This is a genomic window from Bradyrhizobium sp. (assembly GCF_049798375.1).
Taxonomy (GTDB): domain Bacteria; phylum Pseudomonadota; class Alphaproteobacteria; order Rhizobiales; family Xanthobacteraceae; genus Bradyrhizobium.
This window is the reverse complement of record NZ_JBARGP010000011.1, coordinates 1-16,474: the sequence shown is the minus strand read 5'-3', so window position 1 is coordinate 16,474 and position 16,474 is coordinate 1. Positions and strand designations below refer to the sequence as shown.

General features: G+C 64.9%; 10 protein-coding genes and 1 tRNA gene. 3 read left to right on the top strand and 8 right to left on the bottom strand.

Going from position 1 to position 16,474, the window contains the following annotated elements; translation table 11 throughout:
* Positions 1-23: 23 nt before the first annotated feature.
* Entirely contained in the window at positions 24-1,040 is a 1,017-nt protein-coding gene (locus WA702_RS00295) for an amino acid ABC transporter substrate-binding protein (protein ID WP_425108528.1), read from the bottom strand.
* A gap of 284 nt (positions 1,041-1,324) precedes the next feature.
* On the opposite strand from WA702_RS00295, the gene metC reads away from it, so the two are divergent.
* Together metC and WA702_RS00285 are read left to right on the top strand one after the other, a co-directional pair.
* Positions 1,325-2,518, top strand: coding sequence for a cystathionine beta-lyase (metC, locus tag WA702_RS00290; RefSeq protein ID WP_425108527.1), 1,194 nt, complete (start codon positions 1,325-1,327; stop codon positions 2,516-2,518).
* A 115-nt stretch (positions 2,519-2,633) separates the two neighbouring features.
* Positions 2,634-4,328: a Na/Pi cotransporter family protein gene (locus WA702_RS00285; protein ID WP_425108526.1), complete on the top strand. Its 1,695-nt coding sequence runs from the start codon at positions 2,634-2,636 to the stop codon at positions 4,326-4,328.
* Positions 4,329-4,382: 54 nt separating this feature from the next.
* Here the strand turns inward: WA702_RS00285 and WA702_RS00280 are convergent, their stop codons facing one another.
* From WA702_RS00280 to WA702_RS00255, 6 genes are all read right to left on the bottom strand, one after another.
* A complete protein-coding gene (locus WA702_RS00280; protein ID WP_425108525.1) occupies positions 4,383-4,721 on the bottom strand; it encodes a lipid-A-disaccharide synthase N-terminal domain-containing protein in 339 nt (112 codons plus the stop codon).
* Positions 4,721-5,470, bottom strand: a complete 750-nt coding sequence (locus tag WA702_RS00275) for a glycosyltransferase family 2 protein (RefSeq protein ID WP_425108541.1) — start codon at positions 5,468-5,470, stop codon at positions 4,721-4,723. The genes WA702_RS00280 and WA702_RS00275 overlap by 1 nt, the downstream gene beginning before the upstream one ends.
* Positions 5,471-5,710: 240 nt before the next feature.
* A complete protein-coding gene (locus WA702_RS00270; protein ID WP_425108524.1) occupies positions 5,711-6,502 on the bottom strand; it encodes a phosphatase PAP2 family protein in 792 nt (263 codons plus the stop codon).
* Between the two features lies 1 nt (position 6,503).
* Positions 6,504-8,246, bottom strand: a complete 1,743-nt coding sequence (locus WA702_RS00265) for an ArnT family glycosyltransferase (RefSeq protein ID WP_425108523.1) — start codon at positions 8,244-8,246, stop codon at positions 6,504-6,506.
* 51 nt (positions 8,247-8,297) lie between these two features.
* On the bottom strand, positions 8,298-10,415 hold the full coding sequence (gene pbpC / locus WA702_RS00260) for a penicillin-binding protein 1C (RefSeq protein WP_425108522.1): 2,118 nt from the start codon (positions 10,413-10,415) through the stop codon (positions 8,298-8,300).
* Positions 10,412-15,622 carry an MG2 domain-containing protein gene (locus WA702_RS00255; RefSeq protein ID WP_425108521.1) on the bottom strand — a complete coding sequence of 1,737 codons (5,211 nt, stop codon included), beginning with the start codon at positions 15,620-15,622 and terminating at the stop codon, positions 10,412-10,414. The genes pbpC and WA702_RS00255 overlap by 4 nt, the downstream gene beginning before the upstream one ends.
* Positions 15,623-15,966: 344 nt before the next feature.
* Between WA702_RS00255 and WA702_RS00250 the strand changes: the two genes are divergently transcribed.
* Positions 15,967-16,043: transfer RNA gene (locus WA702_RS00250), tRNA-Arg, on the top strand.
* Between the two features lie 96 nt (positions 16,044-16,139).
* On the opposite strand, the gene WA702_RS00245 is transcribed toward WA702_RS00250, so the two are convergent.
* On the bottom strand, positions 16,140-16,474 hold a 335-nt coding region (locus WA702_RS00245), incomplete at its 5' end, for an ATP-binding cassette domain-containing protein (RefSeq protein ID WP_425108520.1).

Genomic DNA, 16,474 nt, shown 5'->3' with positions numbered 1-16,474 from the left:
CCGCACCTCCCGTGGCGATGCGATCAGCGGATCGGCGGCGCGTACTGGATTCCACCCTTGTTCCAGAGCTGATTTAAGCCACGTGCGATCTGCAGCTTGGAGCCGGAGCCGACATTGCGCTCGTACGCCTCGCCGTAATTGCCCTCGGCCTTGATGATCCGGTAGAACCAATCCTTGGTCAGACCGAGCTGTTCGCCGAGATTGCCGTCGGTGCCGAAGGCCCGTTTCAAGTCCGGTTTCTCGGATTTAGCCATCTCATCGACGTTCTTCTGGTTCACGCCCATCTCTTCGGCGTTGATCATGGCAAACAGCGTCCACTTGACGATGTTGAACCACTTGTCGTCACCGTAGCGCACCATCGGCCCCAGCGGCTCCTTCGAGATGATCTCCGGCAGCACCACATGGTCGGCGGGATTGGCGAGCTTGAGACGCTCGGCATAAAGACCGGACATGTCGGTCGTGAACACGTCGCAGCGTCCGGAATCATATGCCTTGATGGTCTCGTCGGCGTTGGCGAATGCGATCACCTCATACTTCATGTTGTTGGCTTTGAAGTAGTCGGCGAGATTTTGCTCGGTTGTGGTGCCGGTCTGCACGCAGACGGATGCGCTGTTCAGCTCGAGCGCGGAGTTTACCTTGAGTGACTTCTTCACCATGAAGCCCTGACCATCGTAATAAGTCACGCCGGTGAAGGCGCCATAGGTGTCGTCGCGCGACAGCGTCCAGGTCGTGTTGCGCGACAGCACATCGATCTCGCCCGATTGCAGTGCCGCAAAGCGGTCCTTCGCGCTCAACGGCACGAAGGCGACCTTGGTCGGATCATTGAAGACTGCTGCCGCGACGGCCCGGCAGATGTCGACGTCGAGCCCGGTCCAGTTGCCCTTGTCGTCCGGGTTCGAGAAGCCCGGCAGTCCCTGGCTGACGCCGCAGGACAGCTTGCCGCGATCCTTGACCGCCTGGAGCGTGTCGGCGGCGCGAGCGCCGGGAGCGGCAATCGCCGTCGCGAGGGCAAGAGTGAGGGCCAGAGAAACGCGTTTCATGGGCACAGCCTTTCAAGGTCGTCCGGGGAGCGTTGACGTCGTCACGCACGTGGATCGGGCCGACCTGAATCCGCCGGTGCAAACGCCGTACCAACTACGGACGCCACGCCTGCAGAATGAAACGGGAATCGCGGCAGGCCCCTCAACGTGCAGCGATCGAATTGCACCCGCATCACAGAACGACTGGCTTGCCGGGTCAAGGGGTTGACGACGCTCTTCCGCATCCTGTTATTAACAATCCCGCTTGCGAAGCGAAATTCCATAACCTGACAGACGGCAGACCGATGGCATCTACGAGCGACCGCAATGCGGCAATGCGGCAAAACGCCGAGACCCGATTGGTGACCGCTGGCCGGGATACGAAGGCGCAGCATGGGTTCGTCAATCCGCCGGTCGTCCATGGTTCCACCGTGCTCTATCCGACCGCCGACGATCTGCATGCCCATCGCGGTGAATTCCAATATGGCCGTCACGGCACGCCGACCACCAAGGCGCTGCAGGAAACGCTGATGGCGCTCGAAGGCCCGCAATGCGCGGGCGTAGGCTTGGCGCCGTCCGGGCTCGCTGCGATCTCGACGGCGCTGCTTGCCGTGCTCAAGGCCGGCGATCATCTGCTGGTCTGTGACAACGCCTATCGTCCGACGCGAAATTTCTGCAACGGCCTGCTGGCGCGTTACGGCGTCGAGACGACCTATTTCGATCCGCTGATCGGCACAGGAATTGAGCAACTGCTCAAGCCGAACACACGCGCGGTCATGGTCGAAGCGCCCGGCTCGCAATCTTTCGAGATGCCGGACATTCCGGCGATCGCATCGGTCGCCCATGCCCATGGCGCATTGGTGATTGACGACAACACCTGGGCGACGCCGCTCTACCATCGCTCGCTCGAACTCGGCGTCGATATCAGCATCCAGGCGGCAACCAAATATATCGGCGGTCATTCCGATATCATGTTCGGCACCATCTCGGCCAACGCCGAGGCTTGGCCGCTGATATCAGAGGGCATCCGGCTGCTCGGCGTCTGCGCCGGCCCCGACGACGTGTTCCTGGCGCTGCGCGGCCTGCGCACCTTGTCGGTACGCCTCGCGCAGCATCACCGCTCCGGCCTGGACATGGCGCGGTGGCTGTCGGCGCGACCTGAGGTGACCCGCGTGCTGCATCCGGCGTTGGAGAGCGATCCGGGCCATGCGATCTGGAAGCGCGACTTCACCGGCGCCTCCGGCCTGTTTAGCATCGTGCTGCAACCGAAGCCGCAGCAGGCCGTCGACGCCCTGCTCGACACGCTGAAACTATTCGGTATGGGGTATTCCTGGGGCGGCTTCGAGAGCCTCGCGATTCCGTTTGACTGCAACGATTATCGCACGGCAACCCGATGGGCGCCCGGCGGCCCAACGCTGCGGCTGCATATCGGGCTCGAGAATGTCGAGGACCTGAAGGCTGATTTCGAGCGCGGCTTCGCCGCCTTCAACGCGGCGTGAAGGTCGCGCCAGCGCACGGGCGAATTCGCCCCAAAAATTCGGAGCCCATCAGCCGATAAAGGCATTGATCCGCTCACGCATGGCGTTAGCTTTGCATCTTTGCGGATGAAAGCCGATGGGAACGATGGTTCTGCTCGACCTGATGGGTGGCGTGGCGTTGCTGCTGTGGGGCCTGCACATGGTCCACAGCGGGATTCTGCGCGCCTTCGGTCCTGACCTGCGAACGCTGCTGGCGAAGACGTTGAGCAACCGCTTCAGTGCGCTCGCCGCCGGAATCGGTTTGACCGCGCTGCTCCAGAGCAGCACTGCGACCGCGCTGATCACGAGTTCTTTCGCAGCTGAAGGACTGGTCGCGCTGGTGCCGGCGATGGCGATCATGCTCGGCGCCAATATCGGGACCACCCTGATCGTCCAGGTGCTGTCGTTCAATATCGCCGCGGTGGCACCGGTGCTGTTCATTGTCGGCCTGGTTGCCTTCCGTCAGGGCCCGCGCTCGCGCATCAAGGATATCGGCCGGGTTTGCATTGGTCTCGGCCTGATGCTGCTGTCGCTGCACATTCTGCTCGATACGCTGGCGCCGGCCGAACAGGCCCCCGGCCTGCGCATCGTCATGGAGGGGATCACCGGCGACGTCGTGCTGTGCATCTTGATCGGCGCGGCGATCACCTGGCTGGTTCATTCCAGCGTCGCCAGCGTGCTCCTGATCATGTCGCTGGCCTACGCGCATTTCGTCCCGGCGGAAGCCGCGCTCGCGCTGGTGCTCGGTGCCAATCTCGGCAGCGCGATCAATCCGGTGTTCGAAGGTGCGCGACGCGACAATCCCGCCAGCTACCGTCTGCCCGTCGGCAATCTGCTCAACCGTGTGGTCGGCGTGGTGCTGGTCGCGCCATTCCTGCCCGCGCTGAGCCGGTACGGGCAGACGATCGAGCCCGATCTAGCAAGACTGGTTGCCGGCTTCCATATGGTGTTCAACCTTGGCACGGCCCTCGTCTTCATCGGCCCGCTCGACGGCGTGGCACGGCTGTTGGAGCGGCTATTCCCGGAACGCGTGCGCGACGCCGATCCCGCCCGCCCGCGCTATCTGGACGAGACGGCGCTGGAGACGCCGTCGCTGGCGCTGGCCGATGCCGCGCGCGAGACCTTAAGGATGGGCGACACCGTCGAGCAGATGCTGCGCAACGTCATGGCCGCCATGATGACCAACGACCGTGCGTTGGTCGATCAGGTTTCGCGCATGGACAATATCGTCGACGGGCTCGACGAGGCGGTCAAGCTCTACATCACCAAGCTGACGCGCGGCAGCCTTGACGAGCGCGAGGGCCGGCGGGCGATGGAGATCATCTCCTTCGCCATCAACCTCGAGCATATCGGCGACATCATCGACAAGAATCTCAGCGAGCTTGCGACCAAGAAGATCAAGCGCCGCTTCCAGTTCTCGCCCGAGGGCGCCGAAGAACTGTCGGACTTTCACAGGCAGATCATGAATTCGCTGCGGATCGCGTTCGGTGTGTTCATGTCGGGCGACATCGCGCAGGCCCGCGCGTTGCTGGCGCAGAAAGCCAATTTGCGCAACGCCGAGCTCGCTGCTATCGAGCGGCATCTGGACCGACTGCGCGAGGGACGCCCCGAGACCATCGAGACGACGTCATTGCATCTCGACGTGCTGCGCGATCTCCGGCGCATCCATTCGCATGTCTGCTCGGTTGCTTATCCCGTTCTCGATGCAGCCGGCGAGCCGGCAATTGCCGAAGCCGGTAACCACGCTGCGCAGGCGCTACCGTCACGGCCGGCACATCCTCTGCCGGGATGAATCTCCAATCCCCCAGCAACGGCCCGAGTGAGCCGTCTTCAGGCGAACGTCTAACTAGCCGCTCAGTGTCTCGGTCTGTCGCTGCCTGCTCTTGAAGATCAGCATGACGTTGCGAACATAGATGATGTTCGACAGCAATTGTCCGAGAATGATCACGGGCTCCCGCTTCACGAGGCCGTAGATCAGCGTCATGGTGCCCCCGGCGATCGAGAAGAACCAGAATGCCATCGGCACCACGCTCTTGCCGGCGCGCTCGCTTGCGATCCATTGCACCAGAAAGCGGGCCGCGAAGGCGAGCTGCGCGGCGAGCCCGAACGCCAGCCAGAAATCGAACTTGGCGACGAAGATGTCGTAGATGTAGTTGCCGAGCGCCTGGCCGTATTCAATCAGCATCACTTCACCTCGGTCGCAACGGGCGTCGGCTTCTTGCGGCGGATCAGCCACCAGACGCCGGCGAGATCCATGATCCCGATCCACAGCCGGTCGAAGAAGCCGTAATTCGATACGCCCGAGTGCCGAGGACGGTCGATCACGTCGACATAGGCGATTTCGTAACCTTCACGCCGCACCAGCGCAGGCAGGAAACGATGCAGCCCATCGAAATAAGGCATCATCAGGAACACGTCGCGGCGGAAGGCCTTCAGGCCGCAGCCGGTATCGCGGGTGCCGTCCTTCAGGACCGCGTTGCGCACCTTGTTGGCAAGACGCGACTGGAATCGCTTGAAGCCGGTATCTTTGCGGCCGACGCGCTGACCGGCGGCAAGGCCGACCCGGCCGTTGCCCTGCTCGACCGCGCCGATCAGATCGCGCAGGAACGCCGGGTTGTTCTGCCCATCGCCGTCGAGGGTCGCCACGATGGCGCCACGGGCAGCGCGAACGCCGCTGCGCACGGCCGCCGATTGACCAGAGGATTTTTCGTGGCGGAGCACGCGCAGATTGGGCCGCCGCGTCATCTCCTCGGCCAAGCGATCTGGCGTCCCGTCGGTTGAGCCGTCATTGACGTAGATGATCTCGTGAGCCCACCGGCCGTCCAGCGCGGCCGCGATCTCCGTGATCAGCGGTGCGATATTGCCGGCTTCGTTGCGCACGGGAACAACGATGGAAACGGCCACGGGTGAATCGGCTGACAAGGCAACGCTCATGGTGGGAGTGGCGGATCTGGCGGGCATCTCTGCACCCCGCGCAGCGCGAGGGGCTTATTATGGGGCCGGCGCCCGGCTATCAACCCCCTTGAGGAGGCGTTCTGACGGCAATAGTCCCTGTCCCCTGAGAAGCCGCCTTAGCGAAGGTCAGGCCGTAAGAAACACCCAGCAAGTGATTGTTCCCAGTGCCGTTTTTGATGTTTCATCGGACAGATCAAAGATCAAACCTGCAACCCGCGATCAATTCGGGACGACCCGGCCGCCCGGTCCGACTGCAAACCCCAGCCGCCGCGCAGCGAACCAGCTGCGCACGATCAATGCACCGCTCAGCCCTACCAGGGCGCCGGCCACCGCGTCGCTCGGGTGATGCGCCAGCAGGACCAGTCGGCTTGCGGCGATCGCGACGGCGTACAGATACATCGGAACCTTTGCCTGCGGCCAGACCGAGGCGACTGCGAAGGCCAGCGCAAAGCTCGTCACCACATGCGCCGACGGCATGCTGAAATAGGCCTCGGTGCCGTTGAAGGGCTGAAAGTTGAAGGCAGTGGCCTTGCCGCCGACGAACGGTCGTCCGCGGCCGATAGCCCATTTCAGGACCTCGGTGCAGGCGAGCGGGATCAGGACGGCCAGAAACAGGAACTGGACATGCGCGGCCAGATCGAACAGGCGCCGGTGCGAAACCCGCGGCAATAGCGGTGCAATCAGTGCAACCGCCACCACCGCCGTTGCCAGCGCACTGAGCACGTAGGCGTCCTTGCCGAAATCGGTCAGGATCTTGACCCACCACAGGCTCGGGCTGCCGCGCGGGGGCATCAGGCTGATCTCGGTGGCATCGAAGCCGACCATCAGTAGCAGGATCAGAACGATTCCCACGCCGTCCAGCAGTAGAAGCTGGCGCCACATGCGACGCACGCCTTCGGCGTTCGGCGAAACCTGAGCCGAGCGCAGCAGCCGAACCGCCGGCTGCCAGGTCGTGGCAGCGAGCCGTGCGCCGTAGGCGCTGGCGGTCGGCGTGCTCACAGGTGCGTTCACGCTACTCGGTCCCCTCCGAACGGAAGATCGCAATCGAGACCGGACGCCCCTGCGAGATGTTGTAGCCCTCGATCCGTTTGGCGACGTTGTAGCGCAGGCCGATGGCCTCGGCGCGCTGAGCAAAGCTGCGCTCGCTCCGCTGCTCGACCAGCGCAAAACGGCAGGTGCCCCCGTTGAGGAAGTCGGCCGCGCCCGAGCCGTCGGTCAGCAGCGTCGAGGTCCCGGTCATGAATACCAGGCTCGGCTCCTGGAAACCTGCGGCGGCGGCCTTCGGCCCGACGCAGGCGACATTGCGCAGGGCACGCGCAATCTCCGCGCTCGGGAATAGCGGCTGCAGCGACGGCAGCACCACGCCATAGACCGTGAATGCCAGAAACAGCGCTGCGACGGCGGCATTGAGCAGCGAGCGCTCGGCGCGGCTCTCGTCATAGAGCCACCACGCGAACAGACCGAAGATCAGCGACGCCGCCACGAACGGCCAGGCCAGGAACACCGGCTGCCGCGTCACCATGATGGCTCCGATCACGGCGACCAGCGAGGTGATCGCGGGAATTCCGAACCACCATGCGGCCCCGCGCCTGAGCCAGGAACGCGACAGCACGCGTCGCTCGAGCGCGCCCACCGTGAGGATCGCGATCGCGGGATACAGCGGCAGCACATAGTGCGGCAGCTTGGTGAGGACCGCTTCGAACACGATCCATGACGGCACAAGCCACGCCAGCAAAAACTGCGCGCCGGGTTCGCGCCGCGCCCGCCAGACCGCGGGCGCAGCCATGGCCGCGAGCGGCGCACCCGGCCAGAACGTGATCCAGAACAGCAGCAGATAGACCCCGGGCGGCGCACCGTGGGACTCCTGCGCCGACAGCTTGCTCAGCATGTCGCCGCCGACGGAATCGGCAAAGAAAGCATCGCCGGCGCGCAGATAGATCGCGACGAACCAGGGCAACACCAGCACCAGCATCCACATCAGGCCCCAGAGCGGCCGCAACCGCCATAGCCAGGACGCGCCGCGATCCATGATGGCGAGCGAGATGATCGCCAGCCCCGCGAACATCAGGATCAGCGGTCCCTTGAGCAGGATGCCGCCGGCGAGCGCGGTCCAGAAGATCGCAGGCCAGCTCCAGGGTGGATGCTCGGGATCCTCACCACGCTGCCAGGACAGATAGACCCGCGCCAGCGCACCCATCGCAGCGACCACGGTGAGCAGCAGCATCGCGTCGGTCTTGGCGAGCCGCGCCTCGACACCGAGCAGCACCGAGCAGCACATCAAGAGTGCGGCAAAGACTGCGCCGCGCCGGGTGACGAAGGCGAGCGCCGTCCAATAGGTCAGCAGCACCGCGCCGATCGCCCCTAACAGCGACGGGATGCGGTAAACCCAGATGCGCAACTGCGCGCGCGGCAGATGCAGCGCCGATGCTGTCTTCACCGCGGCCGATTGCAGCCAATAGATCCCGACCGGCTTCTTGTAGCGCACGTCGTCCTGGAAGCGGATGTCGACATAGTCGCCCGCCTCGATCATCTGCTTGGTCGCTTGCGCGAAGCGCGCCTCGTCGCGGTCGACGGGCGGAATCGTGAAGAAGCCGGGCAGGAACAACAGGAACCCGCAGACGATGAGGAACGCGACCGCGCGCAGATGGCTGACGGTGACGGCGTCGATCATCCGCACCAGCCGATTGCCTGGATTCACCAGGTTTTTCGGCTCACGCGGCTCTCCAAATCGGGGGCGGGCATAGGTCTCAACCATGCGGTTCCGCATACGCTGAAACCACCATGTCGACAACCGCTCAGCGAATTTTCACTGAATTCTGACCACAACTGTGTCCGCCGCGCCCGTGGCGTCGATGACAGTGAGCCGCGCGAAGCCCGGCCCCGGCGGCTCGATCAGGCGTTGGCGGCGGCTGTCGATCTCGCCGACCGAAAGCCCGTTGACCATCATGGTGAGGGGCAGCACGCCACCCGATACTTTCACCGGCATCGCCGCAGCGTCGGTTCCGCTACCGCGATCGACAGCGATGCGCGAACCGTTGAGCGGGAACTGGATGTGCGGCGTCTGATCGGAGCCCAGCCGCACCAACTCACCCAGCGGGCGGAACCGCTTGAGCGGCAGCGGCAGTCTCGCATTGCTCGCAATCAGCGCGCCCTTCGGCGCCTTTGGTAGCGCCACCGGCAATTTGCCGGTACGGGCGAAGGCGTCGAACAGAATCGGAGCTGCAGCCACGCGGCCGATCAGGCCAGGAACCGGCGCACCATCGGGCCGGCCGACCCAGACCCCGATCGTGATGCGGCCGTCGAAGCCAACCGACCAAGCGTCGCGGTAGCCGTAGCTGGTGCCGGTCTTGAAGGCGATGCGGTTGCGCACGGCATTTTCCGGCGGCGGCGAGCCGAGCAGGACGTTGCCGACTTGCCAGGCGGCGGCCTGGTCCATCAGCCGCAATGGCTCGCGCGCGTCGTCCCGAGACGCATGCTTCGTCATGATCTCGCGCAGCGGCTTGGTGGTGCCGAGCCGCGGCAATCCTGCATACAGCATCGCCAGATCCTGCAAGGTGACACCGACACCGCCGAGGCCCATCGCCAGTCCCGGCACCTCATCCTTCGGCAGGATCAGATTGGCGCCGGCCTGTTTCAAGCGCGACGACAGCCGGCTGGCGCCGACGCGGTCGAGCAGCACGATCGCCGGCACATTCAGGGAGAACTGCAGCGCTTTGCGCACCGGCACCGTGCCCTGATAGGTCGTGTCGAAATTCTCCGGCGCATAAGAGCCGAAGCGCACCGGACGATCCTCGATCAGGCTATCCGGATGCACGAAGCCGTCCTCGAAAGCGAGGCCATAGATGAACGGCTTCAAGGTCGATCCGGGCGAGCGCACCGCGCGGGTCATATCGACCTGCCCTGCCCGCCGCTCATCGAAATAATCCGCCGAGCCGACATGGGCGAGGATATCGCCGCTCGCATTGTCGACCACAATGATGCCGACCGAAACGTTCGGGCCCAGCGCCACGGCACGGTCATGCGCCAGCGGCTCCAGCACCTTCTGCAAGGCGGCGTCGAGCGTCAGCTTGATCACCGGCTGATCCTTGATCGCGGCGGCTGCCTCGTCGGCGGCATGCGGCGCCAGGATCGGCAACGGCTTGCGATAGCGCGGCACAGGCTGCGCCTTCGCTTGGTCGGCATCGTCCTGCGAGATCACCTGCTCGGCGACCATGCGGTCGAGCACGCGGTCGCGGGCCCGCTTCGCCGCTTCCGGGTAGCGGTCGAGCCGGCGCGTTTCCGGCGACTGCGGCAAGGCGACCAGCAGCGCCGCTTCGGCCAAGGACAGCCGCTTCGGCTCCTTGCCGAAATAGGCAATGGAAGCGGCGCGAATCCCTTCGAGATTGCCGCCATAGGGCGCGAGCGTCAGATACAGATCTAGGATCTGATCCTTGCTCATCGTGGGCTCGATCTCGAGCGCCCGCACGATCTGGTGCAGCTTGAAATGCAGCGAACGCCGCTGCCGCGGCTCGATCAGCCGTGCCAGCTGCATGGTGATGGTCGAGCCGCCGGAGACGATGTGGCCGCGGGTCAAGAACTGGAACGCTGCGCGCATCAGCGCCCGCGGATCAACGCCATGATGGTCGTAGAAGCGCTGGTCCTCATAGGCGAGCAATAGCTTCAGATAAGTTGGATCGACGTCCTTTTTCGCGTCGACCGGCAGCCGCCAGCGGCCATCGGCCATCGCATAGGCGCGCAACAGCTTGCCGTTGCGGTCGACGATGGTGGTCGAAACCGCCCTCGCCTCCTTGAGCGGCAACGGGCCGAGCGAGATCACCCACGCGGCGCAGCCTGTCATGACGACGAGCAGCACCGCCGCGGCGATCGCCGCAAGACGCCCTACTCGCCGCCCCCTCACTTTGCCGGTTGTTTCGGCTTCACTCATTTCGCTGCGCGGACCTCCACGGCCCCGGTCCCGGTCCGACCATAGCGCGACGGATTGTACATGTCCTCAACATAGGCCTGCGGCAAAACGTACTTCCCGGGGGCCACCGCACGGACGATGTAGGCCTCGGTGAACACCGCCTTGGAATTGGCGGCGCGGTCGACGGCGGCACTGAACCGGTCGTCGCGGAACTCGGTGTTGACCGGTTCCTGGCCGTCCTCGACCCACTCCAGCGTCCCGCTGTCGCCAGACGAAACCAGATGCGGATTGTCGATCTCGAGCCCGGCCGGCAGATAGTCCGTCACCATGATGTGGCCGAACTCCGGCTTCGCCTCGGTGATCTTCAGCACCACCGCGAAGCGGTCGTTCTGCTTTGCCTTGCTGATATCGGCCGGCTTGCCGTCGAGCGTGAAATAGTTGCGCTCGATCTTGAAGCCGTTCGAGGCTGCAGGCTCCGGCGTCAACGGCGAGCCCGAGACCGAGACCACCGCCTGCACCGGCGCGTCGCCGGTATTGGTGATCTTCAAGGGCTTTCCCACCTCGCTCGCACGATAGCTGCGATACAGCGCGGTCTTCACCGCCTGACCGTCGACATCGAGCGCCAAGGTCTCCTTGGCGAGCGCGCGCGCCGCCAGCACCATCCAGGCGTTCTCCTGCGTCGAGGTGTAGGGCGTCAGCCCGCGCGCCGCCTCGACCCGCATCACGGCCTTCGTCAAGGTTGCCTTCGGCGCGTTGCCCTCGCCTGCGAGCGAGACCAAGGCGGCCGCATCGCGCAGATCCGAGCCGTAGTCGGTGCGACCGAACACCAGCACCGGCTTTGGCGCCAGGCTGTCGGCTGCCGCCGCATAGACGCGTTCGGCACGGGTCCGATCACCGACCAGCGCCAGCGCCGCAGCCAGCTGCGACTTCGCGATCGGGGTCGCGAGATTGTCGAGCTTGGTGTCAGCGAGATAGCGCAGGTCGCCGATCGGCGCGGTGCCGTTGCGCGCCAGCACATAGAGACCGTAGGCGAGATCGCGGCCGCCGTCCTTCTCCGGCTCCTGGGCGTTGACCACCGAATTTCTGACGCGGTCCAGCGCGCTCTTGAACAGCACGTCCGGCACCGCAAAGCCCTTCTCGCGGGCGCGGGTCAGGAAGTCAGTGACATAGGCGTCGAGCCAGGGATCGTCGCCGCCTGATGACCACAGGCCGAACGAACCGTTGGAGCCCTCCCGGGCCAGCAGCCGGTCAATCGCATCCTTGATGCGCTGGTCGAGATTGCCATCCATCGCCAGATGCGCTCCAGCCGCGAGCTCGTTGACATAGAGCAGCGGCATCGCGCGGCTGGTGATCTGCTCCGAGCAGCCATAGGGGTAGCGGTCGAGTGCCTTGAGGATGGTTGCCGCATCGAGCGCGCTCGACAGGCTGGCCGACACCGATACCGTGCCGGTGCCCGGCACCAGCTCGGAGAACATGTCGCCCGACAGGGTCAGGCTTTCGCCCTTGGCAAGCGTGCGGATCGAACGCCGCGCCAGCACCTGCGTCGCCGGCTTGACGTCGAGCTCATAGTGCCGCGCCAGGTTGAGGCCGGCAGGCCCTGCGATGTCGACGTCGAACTGCGCCGTGCCGGTGCCGCTGGCATCGAGCCCGAGCGTCGTGGTCGCGCGCTGATGCGCCCCGAGCTTCATCGTCACAGAGGAGTTGCCCGCCACCTTGACCGGTCCGCTGGCCTTGACGGCAATCTTGTAGTCGCCGGCCGTGCCCTTAACATTGTCGAGATCAAAGTTCAGCGTGCCGTGATCCCCTGATAGCAGGAAGCGCGGCAGGGTCGCGGTCAACACCACGGTATCGCGCACAGTGACGTCGACAGTGGTGCGGCCGAGCTTGGTCGCGCTCCACGCCACTGCCATGACCCGTGCCGTGCCGGCGAACTCCGGAATGTCGAAACTGACTTCGGTTGTGCCGTCGGCGCCGACGGTCACGATGCCCGAATACAGCGCCAGCGGCTTCTGGGTCGGCGGGCTGCCCTGCAGCTCGGCTGCACCGGCATCGCCGCCGGACTTGATCTGGCCGCGGGTTCCCTGCATGCCATCGATCAGCTGGCCATAGAGATCCCGCAGCTCGGCCGAGAGCTGGCGCTGGCCGAGATAATAATCGTCCGGCGCCGGCGGCTTGTAGTTGGTCAGATTGAGGATGCCGACATCGACGGCGGCCACCACGATCTTGGCGTCCTCACCCGGATTGAGCCCGCCGATCTTGACCGGGATCTTCAGCGTCGAGCCCGGACGCACCAGCGCTGGCGGCGACAGATTCACAGCCAATGTCCGCGCCGCCTTGTCGATCCCGAACCATTTGAGGCCAATAGCGCGGCCCGGCATGCGCTGCGCCGAGGTGTCGAGCGGACGGCGCAAGGTCGCCACCACATAGGCGCCGGTGCCCCAGTCCTTGCCGACCGTGAGCTTGACCTGGTTGGTGCCTTCCTTGACGTCGGTGCTCTGTGTCGTCAGCAGCCGGTCGCCCAGCACGTTGACGGTGAGCTTGCCGGCGGTGCGCGCATTCACCGTCACCGTCATGGTATCGCCGGACTGGTATTGCGGCTTGTCGATCGAGGTCTCCAGCAGATCAGGCGTGTCGGCGCTGCCGTCGGAGTACCAGCCGACGTCGAACTGCACCGAGGTGATCGGCCCGTCGGCGTCGGTCGACTTGACATCGAGGCGATAGCGACCGGCCTGCGGGTTCAGCGCGATATGCGCCGGCTTGTCGGCTGTGATATTGACATCGCCGTCGGCGACGCGGCTGGTCGACTTGACCGGCTCATAGTCCCAAGTGGAGTTCTGCCGATACCATTGATAGCGCGACTCGATCTTCATCAGCTCGTAGCGCAGCCCGCTGCGGGCAAGCGGCTTGCCGTCGGGCGCGACGAGCACGATATCGAATTCCGCCTTCTCGCCCTCGCCGAGGCTGCTGCCGCTGAAGGCCGGCTTGACGCCGATCTGAGATGCAATCGGGGCTACCGGCAAGGTCAGCTTGCGCTCGACCGCACGGCCGCCGCTCTCCGCCATGCGGATGAAGATCTGCGCCTCCTGCGGCTGGGTCGATGCCGGCGGCTTCGGCAGGCTGACCGGGAAAGTCGCCGCGCCCTTGTCGTCGGTTTCGGGCAGGTTCTCGATCGGCGTGCGCTCGTTGGAGGTGGTCTCCGCGTCGGCGACACCGAACTGATAGCCGGGAAAACCAGGCCGTGAATCGGCCTTGGTCACCAGCATGTCGCCTTCGAGCTGCAGCGCGGAAGCCGGCGCGCCATAGAGGAAATGACCGTCGACCTTCACCTCGGCCGGCGCGTCAGCCTTGATCAGTTTGTCGTTTGACGACAGGTCGAATTCCAGCCGCTCCGGAATGTAGTCCTCGACCATGAAGGTGGTCTCGCCGACGGAAGCCCCCTTCGGATCGGTGAAGGCGCGCACCCGGTAGGTGCCTGCCGGCACCGCCGAATTGAGCGGCACGGCGAGCGTGCGGCCGCCGGCGCCCTGGTCGGCCAGGGTCGCGCGGCGATACTCGACGCCATCGGGACGCTCGATCACCAGCGTCACCGGCGTGCCGGTAAGCGCGTTGCCCTGCCCGTCACGCAGCAGCGCGGTGAGATAAACGGTCTCGTTGGAACGATAGACACCGCGCTCGGCATAGACGAAGGCATCTGCAGCCGCAGGAGCCGCGCGCCCGCCGACGCCACGATCGGACAGATCGAACGCCGAGGTCTTCAGGCTAAGGAAGGCATAGTCTGCCTTCTCGCCCGTGACCGTCAGCAGCGCCGGCGAGAGCCCCCCCTCGCCGCGCGCTAGCCCCGCCTCGAACAGCACGTGGCCGGCATCGTCGGTCTTGCGGGTCGCCAGGATCTCGTTGTTGCGCGCGATCAGCCGCACCTCGGCATGCGCGACGGCTTGCGTCGATGCCAGCGAATTGACGAACACATGGATGCCGTCATTGCCCGAGAACGCGGCAACGCCGAGATCGGAGACAATGAACCATTGGGTGGCAAGCTGGCCATCATCATCGCCGCTGGCCGTCGGGCCCTTGGCCGCCGCGGTCATCACATAGACGCCGGGCTGCAGCGGCCCGAGCGCCTCGTCGACCGGGAACGCGGTAGTGACATCCTGGTTCAATGTCATGGCGGTGGCGATTTCGCCCGACCACACCTTCATGCCGCGCTCACTACCGAGACTGTCGAGCTGGTAGGAGCTCAGCGGCTTCTGGAAGTCGCTGTCGACGACGGTGTTGATCAGATTGCGGTCACCGATCCGGTAGACATTCACATTCACCGCAGGCGTGTTGACGCTGACCAGCGGAATGCCCTTCTGTCCGGCGCGCGGCAACACATAGGCCTTGCCGGTGAAGCGCACGAATGGCTTGCGGTCACGGACATAGATGTTGAACTCCGCCGATTTGGGCAGCGTCTCCTTGACCGTCGACGGCAGGCCGGCGCGCAGATTGACGTTGTAGCGCTCGCCGTGCTTCAGGCCTTCGACGCAGAGCTGCTTGTCCTCGCTCGACAGCGCCGGTCTGTCGGTCCCGGCCAGCGCCACGAACGGAGTGAAATCGGTGCGTTTGGCGAGGTCTTCGGAAAACTGGAAGCAGGCACGCGGGCTCGCCGCGTCGGAATCGACGGTGTAGTCGAGCAGCTTGAAACCGTGCTCGTCGCGCAGCCGTTCATATTGGCCGCGGACGTCCGCGACCTCCCGTAGGTCGAGCGACATCCTGAGCGTGTCAAGCGCCGGTCGCCACAGCTTGCGTTCCGACATCGATCGCCCGAGCACCGCCAATGCCTCGGCCTCCTCGCCCGCATTGCCGGCGCGCTGATAGGCTATATAGGCCGCGGTCGAGGCGCGCTCCAGCAGCACGGTCTGCTCGGAGGGATTGGCCGGCCAGAGCTGGAACAAACTGGTGCGCGCCAGCCGCATCCAGTTGGCGGAATCTTCCGGCGCGACCGCGGCGATCTGTCCGAGAACCTTGAGGGCGCCGCGCATATCATTGCGGCGGAGCGCCGCATCGGCGTCGTTACGCAAGGCGGCGACCGGTTTTGCCACCGGTCCGGCCTCGGTCCTGATCTGGGCCTCGAGCTTGATGGCGGCATCCGCCAGATCGTCCCGCTTGAACGCCTTGTCGGCGGCTTGAGCCGAGGCGAGACCGAGCACGAGCGCAGCCGTGAGGACGGCAGCACGAACCAGATCGATCATGGAAAGCTCCCTGGGGGGCGGACGGGCGTCCGCGTCGTTGCAGATTCGGGCAATGCTGGGCGCGAAATGGCGACTTGTGTGTGGCAGCGAATGCGAAAATTGCAATGTGTTCAATTTGCAATATGTCCAATATGACATGGCGATCTGCCGTGGGACCTTGGCCCCTGAAGGCCGGCTCACCGGCCTTCAGGGGCCAAGGGAAACGCCGACAACGATCCCCTCGACCGTTTTGTCGCTCCGCGCCGAATTCCGGTTCGGATCATCTTGGCGAATGAGAAGATTTTTCATATGACCGGTGCTATACAGCGGCCGGCCGGGAACCCCGGTTCGCCGGCACGCCAGACGGTCCCATAGCTCAACTGGATAGAGTAGCGGATTTCTACTCCGCGGGTTGCAGGTTCGAGTCCTGCTGGGATCGCCAGCCCATTTCCCCGCTCCAGATTTTTCAATAGCCGGAGATCTGGAGCGCCTGACAATCTACCGCCTCAACTAGACCAACGCCGCGGGCAAACGAGACTCAATGCGCCCCACCGGACACTCCGAGATGGCGTTCCAGCGGCGCGGGATCGGCTTTGAGCGCGCTGGACGGCGCGTCGTGGACGATGCTGCCGCGCTCCAATATCACGACGCGGTCGGCGAGGCCTAAGAGCTTTTGCGCATGCTGCTCGACAATGATCGAGCACAGCCCGCCGGCGCGGCTGATGGCGCCGATCGCAGCCAGCAGTTCCTCGACGATGATCGGCGCGAGGCCCTCGGTCGGCTCGTCCAGCAGCAGCACTTTCGGGTTCAGGGTCAAGGCGCGGCCGATCGCCAGCATCTGCTGCTCGCCGCCGGAGAGCTGGTTGCCGAAAT